General features: G+C 33.7%; 16 protein-coding genes. 2 read left to right on the top strand and 14 right to left on the bottom strand.

What is annotated here, in order from left to right; all coding sequences use genetic code 11:
• Nucleotides 1–85: 85 nt before the first annotated feature.
• The 9 genes from F3J23_RS07685 to F3J23_RS07725 form a co-directional block, all read right to left on the bottom strand.
• Nucleotides 86–2,647: a TonB-dependent receptor gene (locus tag F3J23_RS07685; RefSeq protein WP_167026649.1), complete on the bottom strand. Its 2,562-nt coding sequence runs from the start codon at nucleotides 2,645–2,647 to the stop codon at nucleotides 86–88.
• A gap of 19 nt (nucleotides 2,648–2,666) precedes the next feature.
• Nucleotides 2,667–3,419: a GLPGLI family protein gene (locus F3J23_RS07690; protein ID WP_167026652.1), complete on the bottom strand. Its 753-nt coding sequence runs from the start codon at nucleotides 3,417–3,419 to the stop codon at nucleotides 2,667–2,669.
• 65 nt (nucleotides 3,420–3,484) lie between these two features.
• Nucleotides 3,485–3,760, bottom strand: a complete 276-nt coding sequence (locus F3J23_RS07695; RefSeq protein ID WP_167026655.1) for a hypothetical protein — start codon at nucleotides 3,758–3,760, stop codon at nucleotides 3,485–3,487.
• A 116-nt stretch (nucleotides 3,761–3,876) separates the two neighbouring features.
• Complete coding sequence (locus F3J23_RS07700) at nucleotides 3,877–5,199, bottom strand: DUF58 domain-containing protein (protein WP_167026658.1); 1,323 nt, start codon at nucleotides 5,197–5,199, stop codon at nucleotides 3,877–3,879.
• A 147-nt stretch (nucleotides 5,200–5,346) separates the two neighbouring features.
• Nucleotides 5,347–6,378 (bottom strand): AAA family ATPase, encoded by a 1,032-nt coding sequence (locus tag F3J23_RS07705; protein ID WP_167026661.1) that lies wholly within the window; start codon nucleotides 6,376–6,378, stop codon nucleotides 5,347–5,349.
• A 95-nt stretch (nucleotides 6,379–6,473) separates the two neighbouring features.
• Entirely contained in the window at nucleotides 6,474–7,631 is a 1,158-nt protein-coding gene (locus tag F3J23_RS07710) for a hypothetical protein (RefSeq protein WP_167026664.1), read from the bottom strand.
• Nucleotides 7,632–7,643: 12 nt separating this feature from the next.
• Nucleotides 7,644–8,435 carry a DUF4129 domain-containing protein gene (locus tag F3J23_RS07715; RefSeq protein ID WP_167026667.1) on the bottom strand — a complete coding sequence of 264 codons (792 nt, stop codon included), beginning with the start codon at nucleotides 8,433–8,435 and terminating at the stop codon, nucleotides 7,644–7,646.
• A complete protein-coding gene (locus F3J23_RS07720) occupies nucleotides 8,428–9,390 on the bottom strand; it encodes a DUF4013 domain-containing protein (protein WP_167026670.1) in 963 nt (320 codons plus the stop codon). Before F3J23_RS07720 ends, F3J23_RS07715 begins: the two co-directional genes overlap by 8 nt.
• The gene (locus F3J23_RS07725; RefSeq protein ID WP_167026673.1) at nucleotides 9,374–10,363 is read right to left on the bottom strand and encodes a stage II sporulation protein M; all 990 of its coding nucleotides are present in this window, start codon (nucleotides 10,361–10,363) and stop codon (nucleotides 9,374–9,376) included. Before F3J23_RS07725 ends, F3J23_RS07720 begins: the two co-directional genes overlap by 17 nt.
• A gap of 28 nt (nucleotides 10,364–10,391) precedes the next feature.
• Between F3J23_RS07725 and F3J23_RS07730 the strand changes: the two genes are divergently transcribed.
• Nucleotides 10,392–11,141 (top strand): RDD family protein, encoded by a 750-nt coding sequence (locus tag F3J23_RS07730; RefSeq protein WP_167026676.1) that lies wholly within the window; start codon nucleotides 10,392–10,394, stop codon nucleotides 11,139–11,141.
• 106 nt (nucleotides 11,142–11,247) lie between these two features.
• Nucleotides 11,248–11,538, top strand: a complete 291-nt coding sequence (locus tag F3J23_RS07735; RefSeq protein WP_167026679.1) for a GNAT family N-acetyltransferase — start codon at nucleotides 11,248–11,250, stop codon at nucleotides 11,536–11,538.
• On the opposite strand, the gene F3J23_RS07740 is transcribed toward F3J23_RS07735, so the two are convergent.
• From F3J23_RS07740 to smpB, 5 genes are all read right to left on the bottom strand, one after another.
• Nucleotides 11,527–12,498, bottom strand: a complete 972-nt coding sequence (locus tag F3J23_RS07740) for a glycosyltransferase family protein (RefSeq protein ID WP_167026682.1) — start codon at nucleotides 12,496–12,498, stop codon at nucleotides 11,527–11,529. The two genes, F3J23_RS07735 and F3J23_RS07740, sit on opposite strands and share 12 nt — an antisense overlap.
• Nucleotides 12,499–13,323, bottom strand: coding sequence for a UDP-2,3-diacylglucosamine diphosphatase (locus F3J23_RS07745; RefSeq protein WP_167026685.1), 825 nt, complete (start codon nucleotides 13,321–13,323; stop codon nucleotides 12,499–12,501).
• 57 nt (nucleotides 13,324–13,380) lie between these two features.
• The gene (locus F3J23_RS07750; protein ID WP_167026687.1) at nucleotides 13,381–14,121 is read right to left on the bottom strand and encodes a YebC/PmpR family DNA-binding transcriptional regulator; all 741 of its coding nucleotides are present in this window, start codon (nucleotides 14,119–14,121) and stop codon (nucleotides 13,381–13,383) included.
• A gap of 93 nt (nucleotides 14,122–14,214) precedes the next feature.
• On the bottom strand, nucleotides 14,215–15,729 hold the full coding sequence (locus F3J23_RS07755; protein ID WP_167026690.1) for an OmpA family protein: 1,515 nt from the start codon (nucleotides 15,727–15,729) through the stop codon (nucleotides 14,215–14,217).
• 77 nt (nucleotides 15,730–15,806) lie between these two features.
• Nucleotides 15,807–16,265, bottom strand: a complete 459-nt coding sequence (smpB, locus tag F3J23_RS07760; protein ID WP_041462062.1) for an SsrA-binding protein SmpB — start codon at nucleotides 16,263–16,265, stop codon at nucleotides 15,807–15,809.
• Nucleotides 16,266–16,296 lie beyond the last annotated feature (31 nt).

The following is a 16,296-nucleotide window of genomic DNA, read 5'->3' on the forward strand; positions in this document are numbered from 1 at the left end:
CAATTGTTTTTATTTGAAGATGTTCTATTAATAAAAATGCAATTATATAATCTGATAAAGTTGAATTTTTGAAGCATCAAAATTCTTAAAAGCGATAGCTTCCACCAAAGGAAAAATGGAAAGGTAAGAGCGGAATTGCCTGAATTATTTGTGAATAATCAGTCGTAAAAGTATTAACAAATGATTTTTCATTTAACAAATTTCTTAACGAAAATGAGAAGCTATATTTTGTTTTAATGGGAAGATATTTTATTGTAATGTCCAGAAAATTAAAGGTTGACTTCTGATTTCTATTGGGAACATAAGTATAAAACTCACTAATAAACGAAAGATTAGTAATCGGTATTAAAACAAAAGTAAATTTATTTTGAATAGATCTGTTTTTGGTCTCAACATCAGATTTATAATCCAAAAAGCCAAAAGTAGTTTCATTTTCAAATCTAATTTTTGAGCTGAATGCTGAGTTTAGGCCTAATGTAATATTAAAATTCTGAACTTGTACTTTTCTATCTTCAGAATTAATTATATTGAAATAGCTTGACCTTGCGTAAAAGGTTTTTATTTTCACTTTTGTTTTTATCGGAAAAATAAGTTTAGTTAAGTTAAAAAAATGGGTAAATTGATTATTTTCTCTAGGACTAAAGAAGTACACCGCAGAAATAAGATCACTGTCCATATTTAGATTTGAAAAATACTGTCCCTTTTCATTATTATAATTTAAGAAAGTATTAATCAAGAATTGGTTTTCAAAATCATTGTGCCAAAACTTAAGTCCTACCGACTTTGAAGTCTGGAGGTCTCTGGTAATTAAATTTTTCTGTACAGAATTATATGAAGTACGAATATAGTTATGATAAAGGTAATTTTCTAATATTGGCCTTTTCTGATATTCAAAATTAGCAGAAAGAACATCAATTCCGCCAAATAGGTAAGAAATATTAGATTCGTTTCCTAACAAAAAATTATTATTGGTCCAATTTTCTGATTGGTTATTGTATCCGAAAGTTTTCTGTTCCAGATTTAATTTTGATTCAAAAATCCACTTTTGATAATTGTATTTCAAATGGGTATTCGCAAAAAAACTTCTATCCGTGTATAGAATATTATTTTTTTCATTATTGAATCCTGTATTTTCTGTAAGAAAAGATTCTAAATTCACATCATAACCTTTGAATCCCAAAGATTGTATGATGTTAATTTTCTTTATTTTTTTATGATAGTTAAAATAACTGCTTAACACCTTTTTTTCAGCTTCAACATTTTGCAGACTATGCAGACCTCCTGCTTCTAAATTAGGCAAAAATTCCTGATTATCATTTCCTCTGAAGGAACTCAGTTTAAAAAAGAAATCTAAAACATCTTCATTTTTAAAGACTTTGGTAATATTGGTTGTGTTTTTAAAATAAAGTTGTTTAAAAGACAGGTTTCGTATATTTCCCTGGTCATTAAAACGATAAAAACCATCTCGAAAATCTTGTGTATGATCTAAAACAAAAATAGAGTTTACCCTAATCTTTTTTGAGGGTAAATAATTTAACTCTCCACTAAAATAATTCATCAGCAAAGACTTAGTTATATTGGTGGAGGAATTATTTTCAAAATTAACATTATCTGTCTGATAAGAGTTTTTGGTCTGTTCATTCATTGAAACCTTATCATTATTAATGTAATAGTTAAACTTGAAGCTTGTACTGTTATTATGCTTATAAATCAAGTTTAGGCTTCCTATAAAATTATTGTTGAAATTCCATCTGGAAGTAGGTAATGATGCTGTAGTACGGATATCATCAATTGTTTTATTATATTTTAAATCAGTATCTTTCGCCGTAAAATCATTATTGCCAGATAGTCCTAGATTATTGTATTGTATGGATGAAAAAGATTTTAGTTTATTATAGAGTGTAATTATATTTCCTCCAAAATCATAGGCTTCTTTCCTATTTCCAAAATAGCCGTTTCCATAACTCACAGAGCCGGAAACATTCAGTATACTTTTTTTAAGTTTTACATTCAGGGAAACTTTATCCCCTCTATTTGCATTAACCAATAAAGGATTAGATTGATAATTGTCAACCGCTTCCACTTTATCAATCATATCAAAATTAATATTCTTACTCCCTATTGTATAATTACTATCAAAAAGATTATCACCATCTAATGTGATTGTTTCTATGCTTTTTCCTTTATACTTAATACTCCCATTAATGTCATCTACTTCAATACCTGGAAGCTTTTTAAGAATATCTTCGAGTTTTGTTTCTGTACCATCTGCAAATCTCTCAACATTATACGTTACAGTATCTTTTTTAATCGTGATTGGTTTTCTTTTACTTATGACAACTTCTTCAATTGCGTATTCTTTATCTTTTTTGAGTTGAAAACTAAATTCATATGATTTTGAGATTTTAAAATCATCAATTACTTTTTCTTCAGGAAGAAAGCCTTCAGAAACAATTTTAATACGAAGGCTCTGATATTCGCTTTTAGGAGTGAACAATACAGTTCCGTTCCTAATTAAAGAAAACTCAATATAACTTTCAGTTCCTTCTTCATAGAAAAAAGCTTTTGCATTTTTTATCGGTTCACCTTTTTCATCTTTAATTGTTATATTAATTCCTTGTGAAAAAAGGAAGGAGCTAAAAAGCAAAATGAATAAAAAAAAATATCTATTTGTACTTTTCAACATCTATAATCTCTATCTCCTGTGGATAATTCTTAATCAAATTAGATGTTGAGCTAACATCTGAATTATTTGGTAAGCTTGAGTTAATTGCGGCCAATATCTTTAAATGTCTCTTAACGCTTAATTTGGCAAAGTCTTCATAAGTGTATTTCTTTTTTACTTTTAAATGAGACAAATACTGGTCCTGATTTTTTATATTCTTAGATATTTTTATAGCGACAGCTTCAATAGTAAGTTTCTTTTCAGTATCATAAATTTCCAGTATGGTACCCGGAAGTCCGGAGAATTTCCATGGCCCATCCGTTGTAGGTATTTTCTCTGTGAAATAAGCTTCATATTTTCTGCCTCTGTATTCTGCGGTTGCCTTTTTGCAGTCATAGTCTAATATCTTTTTAGTCCCTTTCTCTATTTTCCAGTTAATTGCAGGAATCTTTTCTTTTACATAGGCATATTTAAGACCTACCGGATAAACTGTATAAATAGAATCCTGGTTAAATTTTTTAAATGTTCTTAAAGCTTCTGATTCAACAGGTGGTGTATATCCAGGAACATTACTATGATTTTGTTCTTTATCTACAACATAATAAGATATCTCATTATCAATATTTATGAGTTTATGAACCTCGTCTCTGGGAAGGTTTTTAGGTTGTAAAAGTTCATGATATTTATAATCTATTTCAAATGTTTGTGCTGAAATATTGATTGTAATGAGAAAAATGATATAGAGTAATTTCATGTCTGATTTCGAAAAATTAAGATAAATAAAAAAGGGGGGGAGTATAGCCCCCCAAAAAATTTTGATTAATCTAATGACTCGTTCTTTTCAACAGCTTTGATAACCTGCTGACGAATACTATTCCAGTTATCCTGAGCTGCCTGACAAGTTCCTGCACAAGATGTTACAGATCCATAATTTACGTTTCCTACGTAAACATCGGCTGTATGGCAACAAAGTTCTACTGGTGTAACTTCTTCGAAGACATTTTCATCATAATTTGTTGGACTTGTTGGACTAGACGCAAATGCGAAGGCGGTAAAGCTAATTGACATAGCCATTCCATAGATAATTTTTTTCATGGTTTTTAGATTTTTGTTTGTTAATAAATTATTTATTATGTTAATTTATAAACGATTAACATTACAATAATAAAAATAATTTTTAAAACAACAAAAATAAATCACACAAAATTGTATTATAAAATTCCTCTCGCTTTTATTTCCAAATATTTATTGATGACATCTATATTCAAGTTTTCCGGAAGTGTATATACTGTATAAATACCGTATTTACGGAGTTCCTGAATGATCAGTTTTTTTTCAAATTCAAATTTTTCGGCAACAATCTCATCATATATTTCCTGCATATTTTCCGGATTTTTATTGATGAGTGTCTGCAGTTCGGAATTTTTGAAGAACACAACAACCAGCAAATGGTTTTTTGCAATCCCCCGAAGGTATTTCATCTGGCGGTTAAGCCCGTCTAATGTTTCAAAATTCGTAAACAGCAGAATTAAGCTTCTCTGATTGACAGAATATTTCACATCCTGATACAAACGGTTGAAGTCACTTTCAAAGAAATCAGTCTTGATATTATAAAGTGCTTCTGAGATCTTTTTCAACTGTCCTGATTTATTGTCTGCTGCAATTTTATTTTCAGCTTTTTTAGAAAAGGTCATCATCCCGGCCCTATCTCCTTTTCTCAGAATGATATGTGAAAGCGCCATAGAGGCATTAATGGAATAATCCAGCAAGCTAAGTCCGTTAAAAGGCATTTTCATCGTTCTTCCTTTATCAATGAGCATAAAAATACGCTGGGACTTTTCATCCTGAAACTGATTAACCATCAAACGATTAGCTTTAGACGTAGCTTTCCAGTTGATTGTTCTGATATCATCCCCGGGAACATAGTCTTTGATCTGTTCAAATTCCATCGTGTGACCTAATTTCCGGATTTTTTTAATTCCGCCTAATAGAAATTCACTCTGCAATGCCATCAACTCATATTTTCTGAGATGAATAAACGATGGATAAGAAGGCAGCATTGCGTCTTTCTGAAAATTAAACCGCCTTGATATGAACCCTAGCGGTGAGGAAGCATAGATATTCATACTTCCAAAATGATATTCTCCTCTTTCTTTCGGCTCTAATGTATATTGAAAATAGGAATTTGATCCGGGAGCAATATGTTTTTCGATTAAAAAGTCCCTTTTTTGGAACTGAAACGGAATTTCATCAATAATTCTGGTCGTGATCTTAAAATTATAATTGTTTTTAATATCAATTTTGACAAAATTCTCATCTCCGTTGGAAAGTTTTTCCGGAAGTATTCTTTGGGCTTGTAGTGTATTCTTTTCGTTAAACAGCAATAGATAATCTACCATTGCAGCAAGAAAACATATCAGCAATACGATGTGGGCTATCCACATCAAAACCGGAAAGAAAAACGCCAGAACATACAGAATCCCCACTCCGATGAGTGCAAAAAAGAAACGTGTATTAATGTATAAATTTTTCATTGTTTAGGTGGCAGGCAGCAGATTATTGGTATTGGGTAGATGCTCATTAACTTCATGTCGGGAGTTATTATTGTAGAGAGCTCATTCAATATTTTTGTTATTTCAATAATTTCTTGATTTAATTTTACATAATCAATTACTTATTACCTATCTCGGAATCTCTATTCCTTCTAAGATCTGACGGATAATTTCGTCAGCTGTAAGACCTTCCATTTCTCTTTCCGGAGATACGATAACCCTGTGTCTTAATACAGCGTAGCTTGCTTCTTTGATATCTTCAGGAGTTACAAAGTCTCTTCCTCTTAATGCAGCAAATGCTTTTGATGCCGTAAGCAGCGCCAATGAAGCCCTGGGAGAAGCTCCAAGATATAAGAACTGGTTTTCTCTGGTATTGATGATGATCTTCGCAATATATTCCATCAGCTGAGCTTCCACAATAATCTCTTTTACCAGATGCTGATATTTTTTCAACTGTTCTGCAGTGATTACGCGGTTTACTACTGCGGTCTTATCTTCTCTTTTATTTTCGTGCTGGTTTCTAATGATGGCTATTTCCTGTTCAAGATTTGGATATCCTACATTGATTTTGAATAAGAAACGATCCAGCTGAGCTTCCGGAAGTCTGTAAGTTCCTTCATGTTCTATCGGGTTTTGAGTAGCTACCACAAGGAAAGGTTCTTCCATTATATAACGGGTCCCATCCATTGTGATCTGTCTTTCTTCCATTACTTCAAATAATGCTGCCTGAGTTTTTGCAGGCGATCTGTTGATCTCATCAATCAATATGAAGTTAGAGAAAACAGGTCCTTTTTTAAATTCGAATTCGGAATTTTTCACATTGAATACAGATGTTCCCAAAATATCAGAAGGCATAAGATCCGGCGTAAACTGAATTCTGCTGAAGCCTACATCAATAGTCTTCGCCAGTAATTTTGCCGTTATGGTTTTAGCCACTCCGGGAACGCCCTCAATCAGGACATGTCCGTTGGAAAGTAACGCAGCCAGAAGATGTTCTATCATACTTTCCTGGCCTACAATAACTTTTCCAATTTCGGATTTTACTTTTTCTAAGTTGGTACGGAGTTCATCCATATCTATTCTTGACTGAAACTGCTCTTCTGTTTTATTAAGGTTTATAGAGCTTTGATTTTCTATGTTTGGGTTATCAGTGTTTTCCATAATTTTTATTTTTTGATGTGATAGATTTGGTTCTATCTTTTATTAAATCGTTCCGTTGAGACTCTTATCTATATTGCTTTTCATAAGCTGCCATATTATTTAAGAATATCATCCAGCAGTTTATTCATTCTTGCCAGATCTTCTTTCATAACGCTGGCATAAGGATCCTGTGCTTTTTTAATTAATGATATCGCCTCATTGATCATCTCCATCGTTTTTCCGGTTTTTAATTGCAGTTTCTTTGCGAATTCCGGATCTAAATTCTGGGTATCTATCAACAGATCCATTCTGACTTTATTCAGAAAGTATTGCGCTTTTTTAGCCATCATATCATGAAAATCGCCTTCCTGAAGATAAAGATTTCCTATACTTTTCACAAAATCAAGCGAAGTATTGCGCAATGGTTCTATAACAGGAACTATTCTCTGTTTTCTCTTTGCATTAAAGAAAATGAAGAGAACAAGTCCTCCTAAAAACACCCACCAGGCATATTTCAATGCCGGATTAGACAATATAAATCTCATAAAGAAACGTGAGGTCTTACTGTTACTTTCTACAAACCATAGCGTTTCCCTATCCGGGAGATATGAAAATACATCTTGTGCATATTTTACATTTCCGGGCTTTAGAAGGTAATAATTGGTAAGAAAAAGCGGTTCAACATGAATATATATATTTCCTTTTCCAAATTTAGCTCTAATAAAATTGGCCTGATCCGTATTCTTTTTCTCCACGGTTTTACCCAATATCTCAACATTAGGTTTAATAAAGGAGAATCCTCTTCCTGATGGAAATTTATCTAATTTAATAAAATCATTCTGATATTTTTTATCTGTAAGCTTCAGAACATTTTCTTCTTCGAATGAGATTTCCGAATCATAATATCCGATACTGTCTGAAATTTCTTTAGGCATTTGACTCGTTATCAACATCGCATCCGAACCTTCTGAAACCTGATCCAGAATTTTCTTCCACGACGCTCCGTCGAGATCATTTTCAATAACAATGATATTATGAACTCCTTTTTTATGCTGACTGTAATACTCGTACGGAACCTGTTCAATTTTCTTCAGATTATTTTTAAAAAGATCTTTGGCTTCATTATTAAAAACAAACAGCCCGAAAGGAGACTTTTCATTAATATCAAAATTTTTACGCCAGTCTGTAGTTTCTTTTTTGTTAACTTCAAGCAATGCCAAAATAATCATCACAATGACGAAAATGACAGCATATGTTTTGAAAGTTTTATTCATGGTTAAATTTTGTTATGGTTTAAATGACTGATACTGGTTTTTAAACTTCTGATAGCTTTGTTCTTCTATGCTGAATTCTCCATACCATACATATTCAAAAATGTAGGAAAGATCAGAAAAATCTTTTTTAAGATTTGGAACTTTCAACTCTGCCACATAATCTTTATTTGTCTTTTCAGGATTCCAGCTGATCAGCTTTTTATCACTCAATTTTTTAAGAATAAATAAGAACTGATAACGTACTGCTGAACGATAATCTCCTGCATGCTCAAATTGTGCAATACTTTCAGGAAAATTAATCTCATGGATGTTCTCATGCAATTCCTCTACATTGATATCCAGTTTCTTGTTCTTTTTTCCAAAAATAAAATTACCTTCTTTTCCAAGGATGTATTTAATGATGAAATAAAGAAGGAACCCTACAAGAATAATGGCAAACAGGCGAATAAGCACTGCTGTAACCTCCCCTGATTTTGTAAAAACCGTTTCTCCGAAAATACTGCGCAGGAACTGGTCTGCTTTTTTCATTAGTTTCTGCCAGAAAGACTCTCTGGGTTTTGATACTGAATAATCGAATTCATTGCCTTTATATCTGGATGGAATATTCTCTTTAAATGTTTTGGGATATGCTTCATTTTCTGAAACCGGATTTTTCATCAGTACAGAATCTGCCCTCAGCATATTATGATAATGCCCCGTTGTATAAAGGGAATCTCCCAAGTATTCATCCACAGGTGTATCGTCCTGAGCCTGTGCAAAGCCCAATGAGAAAAAAAACAATAAGAAAAAAAGAATTCTATTCATTGATTCCAATGGTGTCTATTTCTGCAAGTTCTACTTTCTGATGAAGGTCTGTTCTGCTGTCATAATACATCAACCCGGCGTTTACATACATCAGATTGGAAAGGAAGAATGAAAGCAGCATAGAAATTCCATAAAATACAAAGAACATCACTCCGAATGCTCCGGTAAAAGGGTTCTGTTCAAAGTTCCCATCCGGGGTTGAAGTAAGAAGCGATCCGTAAAAAAATATCATCGGAATAAATGTGAACATGGAAGTTGCAATGTAAATGATAATAAACATGACAAAAGCTGATCCCCAATACTTCCAGTACGGTGATTTTTCACTCCCGTTAGCATAAGAAAACTGCGACCGCATGGCATAGCTCATACTGTCTAAGAATTTTCTATCGGAATTAAAATAATCGTACATCAGAAATGTAGTAAAATTGAATATTGTAGGATATAAAAGCAGGATCAGGAACAATCCGATAATAATAAAGATGAGAATGTAAGATATGCCTACTACAAACAAAACTACAGGAGTTACAATAAAGATCATTCCAATGCAAAGCTTGCCTATTCTTCCTGCATTTGTTTTAAAATCACCCAGGATGTCATCTGTCTTTATCTTTTCTTCTCCTCTTGCAATTCTTTTTAAATAGAAAACCGGGTACAGGTAGTTTACGATCATCAGGATCATGAAAAGCAGAAATGTCAAAATACCCACGGTAATAAGCATTCCGGCATTATCCGAAAAATACTGTTCAAAATAATATGTTTCACCGCTAAGGTTCGATCCGAAAACCTGTGAAAAAAGTTCTCTGTATCCGAAGATCATAACGGTTATCATAATAATCAAAAGCAACCCGTTGATCAGGATATAGTTCTTAAAATAATTCTTTCCGTATAATTTGAAAAAGTTAAAACTATCACTGATAAAGGTTCCGAAATCCCTTTTTTTATAAAATTGTATCATGGATGTTTTTATTAGTTTTTTTATTGACCATTGAAGGATATACAAAATAGTAGAATCCTATAATCGCAAGTGAGCCGAAAATAATGAGAAGATTCAGAAATAACGGCATCTTCAGAGCATGTCTTGTAACATAGCCTTCAATAATTCCGGCACAAATAGTAAAAGGAATTGTACTCAGAAATATTTTAAACGAATCTTTAAAACCTTTTTTAAAAGAATTAAACCTCGAAAATGTTCTCGGAAATAAAATAGAGGCTCCCAGAATTAATCCGCACATGGCTTCTACCACCATAGCAAAAATCTCAAAAACCCCGTGAAGCCAGATTCCTCTTGCACTGTCTTTCAAAGCTCCGTAATCGTAGAAAAAATACTGAAAAGCTCCCAGCATTACACTATTGGAGAGCAGTGCAAATAAAGTTCCCACACCGCCTGCAATACCATAAATGTACAATTTTGCTCCCACCTGAATATTGTTAAAAATAATTCCGATGGTGCTTCCCCAGGTTGTACCGCTTCCGTATACGGCAACGGCATTTCCTTTTTTAATGTTTTCTACCGTTTCATTAACGTACGCTTCCCCATTTGGGATCGCAACTGTCAAAAAACTTTTATCATAGATTGCGGAAAGCACTCCTATTGAGGTAAACAAAATAAAAAACAGAAAGGCGTACATCAAATACCTTCGATACTGGTATACCAGTAACGGAACTTCAGTTTTGAAAAAATAAACAAGCCGGTTCTCCTCCACTCTTTTTGTCTTGTAGATCTTTTGGAAAATCTGAGAAGACAGATGATTCAGATACACCGTTGTATTACTTTTAGGATAATAAGTCTGTGCAAAAGAAAGATCATTGATCAGGTTAATATATAACGAAGACAGGTCATCTGGATTTTTTTTAATTTTCCCTTGAATAACCTGTTCTATTCCCAACCATTTTTCTTTATTTTGTTTAATGAAATAAACTTCTCTCATAATTGTAAAGGCTAAAATAATAAAAATTATGTCTCAAATTGCGATAAATACCTCACAAAATGTAAATATTAGCTTTAATATTGCCGGTGTAGGAGAAAGAATGCTTGCATTCATTATTGATCTCCTGATAAGGGTAGCTTATGTTGTTATTATACTTTATCTGTTCTTTAACATTTTTGATTTGGGGTATCTGTTAAACGGCCTCGATGAATGGTCCGTAATGGCCGTGTATATTATCCTGACGTTTCCTACTTATATCTATCCTCTTGTATTTGAAAGTTTAATGGAAGGACAAACACCAGGAAAAAAACTTATGAAGATCAGGGTTGTGAAAATTGACGGATACCAGGCCGGCTTTGGAGACTACCTGATCCGTTGGGTATTTAGAATTGTAGATGTTTCTTTTGCCGGAGTAATTGGACTGATCTCAATGATTGTTTCTAAAAACAACCAACGCCTGGGAGATATTGCTTCCGGAACAGCTGTTATTTCACTAAAAAATAATATTAACATCTCTCATACCATTTTAGAAAATATCCATGAAGATTATATCCCTTCATTTCCTCAGGTTATTGCTTTAAGCGATAATGACATGAGAATCATTAAGGATAATTACACAAAGGCTGTAAGAGCAGACGACCGCCAGATTATCAGTAAACTTTCCGATAAAATTAAAAGCATTCTAAAATTGGAGATAGATCCCACCAAAATGACGGAAAGACAATTTATTGGTATTATTATTAAAGATTACAATTACTATACGGGAAAGGATAATTAAAACCCAACTCTCTTAAAAAGCAGAAGATTAATTGGTACTACGATCATTTCTTATTCATCAATAAACATAATTTTCCGTATCTTTAATAACAGTAAAGTTATAAACTATGAAATTTGAAAACAATAAATCCGGAAATGGTGGAGTTCTTACTCTAAATAATGAAATCAAAGAAATAGGAAGACTTACCTATACTATCTTTCCTGAAGATCACAAACTGATTATTTCTTTCGTACTTGTACATCCTGAGTTTGAAGGCAGAGGTATGGGAAAATATTTAGTAGAAGAAGCCATCAGATTTGCAAGGGAAAATAACTGGAATGTTTATCCACATTGCTCATATGCAAGATCTGTGATGATGAGAATGAATGATGTAGATGATATCTTTTTAAAAAATTAAAACCTCGTTCAGTAAAATTTCTTCAATATCATCAGGATAATCCACTTTCAGATGATGATCCGAAGCAACCCATTCCATAATTTCCTGCAGATTTAATACTTTAGAATTGGGAATACCCATTTTATCCAGAGCACAGGCATTGCATTCCTGTTCATACTGATTGTGGATAGGAATCACGAATAATTTTTTATCCATAAACAATGCTTCTGCAGGAGTTTCAAAACCGGCGTTGCATAAAATTCCTTCACAGCCTTCAAAGTATTTCAGATACTGGCTCTCATCGATCGGGAAAACTTCAACGTTTTTTACTTTAACCTGTACTTTACTGTATTTTGAAAATACTTTCCATTCCACAGGAATTTTTCTCAAAACTTTAATAATATTTTCATCTGCAAAGCTGGGAAGATAAACCATATAATATCCCTTTTTATAAGGATTAAGGTTTCTTATTTTCTTTCTGATGACCGGTTTTTTAATCTGGGGGTGATAATTTTCAAAATGAAAGCCTATCTTTCTTTCACTAGGAACATAGTATTTTAGAATCAATTCACCCAGAAAATCCTTTTTCTGAGGTTTAGGTGTTTCTTTAAAACTCATTGATGCCTGGTGACTGAGTTCTATCATAGGCAGCTTTTTAAGTTTAGAAGCCCAGCCTGTTAATGGCTCATAATCATTAATGATCAGATCATAATGGGATAGTTCTAAATCCTTTATCGTTTTTACAGCTTCAAAGAATTTATTATCAGTAAATGTTTTTCGGTAGGATAAACCGCCTGTTTTGTTATAAAGGAGGGAAATACCTCTATGTTGGAAATTAATGTCAAAATCAGCCTTTAATTGAGACTGATGACCACTGATCAGGGTATCTACCGATGCATATTTTTTGAGAATGGGAATAATTTCCTGTGCTCTGGCCATATGTCCGTTACCAGTGCCCTGGAATGCGTACAGAATCTTCATTTAGGAAAAATTGGTTACGATTTTTAAGAGAGCAGAACTATCCATCTCCTGGATCTCTTCTACTTCGTCATCTTTCAACAGGTGTTTATGTTCATCATAATAGAAAATTTTCCACTCTTTATCATGATATTCCAAAGCAGAAAGATTTTCGATCCAGTCTCCTGAATTCAGGTAGGTGCAGGATCCTTTTTTATTTACAACTTCACGAATCTGCGGCTGGTGGATATGCCCGCAAACTACATAGTCATATTGGTTATCAATAGCCAGTTCAGAAGCTGTAAGCTCAAAATCGCCGATATATTTCACCGCTTTTTTCACATTGTTTTTGATTTTTTTTGAAAATGAATATTTCTCTTTACCCATTTTTTCCAAGAACCAATTTACAACATTATTGATAATAATTAACAGATCATAACCTTTTCCTCCAAGTTTGGCGATCCACTTGGAATGCTGGACGGATGCATCGAAAACATCACCGTGAAATATCCAGGTTTTCTTCTGATCAATATTCAGGCAGATTTTATTACAGACTTTAAGTTTTCCAAGTTCAAAGTCCGTAAACTTACGGAACATTTCATCATGATTTCCTGTAATATAATAGACATCTGTGTTTTTGGTAGCAAATGAAAGAATCTTTCTGATTACTTTCAAATGAGGTTTAGGGAAGTAAGACTTTTTAAACTGCCAAATATCAATAATATCACCGTTTAAAACTAAAGTTTTAGGCTGGATAGAATTGAGATATCTCAACAATTCTTTAGCCTTACATCCATAAGTTCCCAAATGAACATCCGATATAACAACTAATTCAACGTTTCTTTTCATAGTTTTATACAAAGAAACTAATTGAAAATTAACTGTATATGAATGCTATATTATTTTTTATAGAGCGTTCATCAGCTCTTCTGTGATTTCCATGTTGTGATACACGTTCTGAACATCATCATCCTCCTCGAAACGTTCAAGCATTTTCATATTGGCCTTGAACTGCTCTGCGTTTACTTCTTTTGTATTGTTTGGAATTCTTTGAAGTTCTGCACTTTTCGCTTCAATTTTCAGTTCATCCAATTTATGGGATAAAGAACCAAAATCTTCAAAAGCAGTGGTAATCATTACCTCATCCTCGTCTTTTTCTACGTCTTCGGCACCTCCGTCAATCATTTCCATTTCGAAATCATCCCAATCCATTTTGATCTGAGCCAGATCGATTGTGAAAATTCCTTTCCTGTCAAAGATAAATGCAAGCTCACCATTTTTACCCAGATTACCGTCAAACTTATTGAAAACAGCTCTTACATTGGCTACAGTTCTTGTTGTATTGTTTGTTGTACACTCTACAAAGAAAGCAACACCACCCTGTCCATATCCTTCGTATGTGATCTCTTCATAGTTTTCTGCGTCCGCACCACTTGCTTTCTTAATAGCTCTTTCTACGTTATCCTTAGGCATGTTTGCCCCTTTCGCGTTTTGGATACATCTTCTAAGCGCCGGGTTAGATTCAGGATCTGTTCCACCTGCTTTTACAGCTAACGCAATATCTTTACCTATTTTGGAGAATGTTTTGGCCATCTTATCCCATCTGGCCATTTTAGAAGCTTTTCTATATTCAAATGCTCTTCCCATTTTAATTTTTAATTTTCAACAAAATTACTTAAAAGTCAACAAAAAAAAAATACCTCCAAAAGATTGGAGGTATTCATTATTTAGAAAAATTAATTATTTTTTCTTTTTAGCTGGAGCTTTTTTAGCCGGAGCTTTTTTAGCACCTTTCTTAACAGCTTTTTTAGCTGGTTTAGCTACAGTTAAGTCATTTTTCTTGTAAGTATCCCACTCAGCACCTGAGATCGCTCTTACGATAACTTTTCTGTCTTCTTGTCTTTCAGCATCAGAAGCAGTTGCAGGAACTTTAGCTTCCTGAGAACCGATACCGATAGACTTCAATACTGCAGGGTTAACTCCTCTAGCTTCTAAAGCAGCAACTACAGAAGCAGCTCTTTCTCTAGAAAGTTTCAAGTTATAAGCAGCAGCACCTTTAGCATCTGTCATACCTACTACTACGAAGTTTTCAGCAGCAGCTTCTTTGATGATCTTAGCAGCGTTATCTAACTTACCGCTAGACTGAGGTCTGATTGTAGCTTTGTTGAAGTCGAATAGAATATCTTTCAACTCTTTAGTTACAACAACAGAAGTTGGTTCAGCTGGCTTAGGACATCCGTTGTATTCTGGAAGACCTGGAACAGTAGGACAAGCATCATCTTTATCTAGGATACCGTCACCGTCTGTATCTGGCCAAGGACAACCGTTGTTTTCAGCAGGACCTGCTACTGTAGGACAAGCGTCATCTTTATCGATTACACCGTCACCGTCTGTATCTGGCCAAGGACAACCGTTGTTTTCAACTGGACCAGCTACGTCTGGACATTGATCGTCTTTATCTGGAACTCCATCACCGTCTGTATCAGGACATCCTTGGAATTCTGGTAAACCTGGTGTATCTGGACAAAGGTCATCTTTATCTAGGATACCATCCTTATCTCTATCTCTGTTTCCGAATCTGAATAAGATGGAAGCAGAAGCTTGCCAGAAGTTAGCAACTGTAGATTTATCACCTGGAGTTGATACATAATCTCCCTGAATACCAAGACCGAAGTTTTTAGTTACCCAGAAGTTAGCACCAGCACCTGTAGCTACAGTAAAGTGGTTAGCTTTACCGTTTTCGTTACCATCCTTACCGTTTGGCACAACCTCGATAGGGTTACCGTTTGCGTCAACAGCAGTTCTAGGGAAAGTAAGTGCAGTATAATCGTGTCTTAGGTAGTTAGCACCAACTCTTAAATATGGATCAAACCAAGATTCTTCGTTCCATAAAAGACCTGCAGCGTGAGCCTGGAAACCAAGACCTGTCATTAGGAAAAATTCTTTCCCCATGTTGAATCTTTTATTTTCAACATTTCCAACAGAAGTTTGCCAGTCAATTACTAAACCTTTACCAATGTTTCTAGCAACTGTTAGCTTCGACAAAGGAGGTGTAATAGAAAAGTTGTTCACATTGAACATACTTTTCGTCAAATTGTTAGCAGAGAACGTATTACTAAAACTACCTCTTGCTGCTACGTGGTTTTCAGCATGAGCACCAACCCCGATTAACCACGGATTGTTGGTAGTCTGCGCGAAAACAGTAGAGGCAACAGTAAGCGCCAATGCTGAAATTCCTAATTTTAGATTTTTCATAGAATTAAATGATTAAATAATTGATAATGCAAAATAAATATAATTTTTCTTTATATACAAAGTTTTTCAAATGATTTTTAACTTTTCTTTAATATTCTGTCCAGGTTTCGTTTATTTTCTCTATCTTTAATTGCTTCCCTTTTATCGAAAAGCTTTTTCCCTCTACCCAGCGCTATCAGCACCTTTGCTTTACCTCGATCAGTGATATATAATTTTAAAGGTATAATGGTATTTCCTGCATCCTTTAACTTTTTTTCAAGTTTTTGTAATTCTTTTTTGTGCAAGAGCAATTTCCGTTCCCTTTTTGTTTTATGATTGTAAAAAGTTCCCAATTTGTACTCATCAATCATCATGTTAATGATGTACAATTCCCCATCAATAAACTGACAGAACGATTCTGTGATGGATGCTTTGGAAGAACGTAAAGATTTTATTTCTGTACCCGTCAAAACCATTCCGGCTTCGTATTCTTCAAGAATTTCATATTCAAAACGGGCTCTCCTATTTAATATATTAACTGTTTTCTCAATCTTCATCATTTTAAAATTTCGTTAATGAAATATATAA

It is taken from the genome of Chryseobacterium sp. Tr-659 (genome assembly GCF_011752975.1).
In the GTDB taxonomy this organism is placed as follows: Bacteria; Bacteroidota; Bacteroidia; order Flavobacteriales; family Weeksellaceae; genus Chryseobacterium.

What these genes read in the sequence shown, in the direction of transcription:
- F3J23_RS07690 (WP_167026652.1), bottom strand. Translation starts at nt 3,419, where the DNA reads ATGAAATTACTCTATATCATTTTTCTCATTACAATCAATATTTCAGCA.
- F3J23_RS07695 (WP_167026655.1), bottom strand. Translation starts at nt 3,760, where the DNA reads ATGAAAAAAATTATCTATGGAATGGCTATGTCAATTAGCTTTACCGCC.
- F3J23_RS07700 (WP_167026658.1), bottom strand. Translation starts at nt 5,199, where the DNA reads ATGAAAAATTTATACATTAATACACGTTTCTTTTTTGCACTCATCGGA.
- F3J23_RS07705 (WP_167026661.1), bottom strand. Translation starts at nt 6,378, where the DNA reads ATGGAAAACACTGATAACCCAAACATAGAAAATCAAAGCTCTATAAAC.
- F3J23_RS07710 (WP_167026664.1), bottom strand. Translation starts at nt 7,631, where the DNA reads ATGAATAAAACTTTCAAAACATATGCTGTCATTTTCGTCATTGTGATG.
- F3J23_RS07715 (WP_167026667.1), bottom strand. Translation starts at nt 8,435, where the DNA reads ATGAATAGAATTCTTTTTTTCTTATTGTTTTTTTTCTCATTGGGCTTT.
- F3J23_RS07720 (WP_167026670.1), bottom strand. Translation starts at nt 9,390, where the DNA reads ATGATACAATTTTATAAAAAAAGGGATTTCGGAACCTTTATCAGTGAT.
- F3J23_RS07725 (WP_167026673.1), bottom strand. Translation starts at nt 10,363, where the DNA reads ATGAGAGAAGTTTATTTCATTAAACAAAATAAAGAAAAATGGTTGGGA.
- F3J23_RS07730 (WP_167026676.1), top strand. Translation starts at nt 10,392, where the DNA reads ATGTCTCAAATTGCGATAAATACCTCACAAAATGTAAATATTAGCTTT.
- F3J23_RS07735 (WP_167026679.1), top strand. Translation starts at nt 11,248, where the DNA reads ATGAAATTTGAAAACAATAAATCCGGAAATGGTGGAGTTCTTACTCTA.
- F3J23_RS07740 (WP_167026682.1), bottom strand. Translation starts at nt 12,498, where the DNA reads ATGAAGATTCTGTACGCATTCCAGGGCACTGGTAACGGACATATGGCC.
- F3J23_RS07745 (WP_167026685.1), bottom strand. Translation starts at nt 13,323, where the DNA reads ATGAAAAGAAACGTTGAATTAGTTGTTATATCGGATGTTCATTTGGGA.
- F3J23_RS07750 (WP_167026687.1), bottom strand. Translation starts at nt 14,121, where the DNA reads ATGGGAAGAGCATTTGAATATAGAAAAGCTTCTAAAATGGCCAGATGG.
- F3J23_RS07755 (WP_167026690.1), bottom strand. Translation starts at nt 15,729, where the DNA reads ATGAAAAATCTAAAATTAGGAATTTCAGCATTGGCGCTTACTGTTGCC.
- smpB (WP_041462062.1), bottom strand. Translation starts at nt 16,265, where the DNA reads ATGAAGATTGAGAAAACAGTTAATATATTAAATAGGAGAGCCCGTTTT.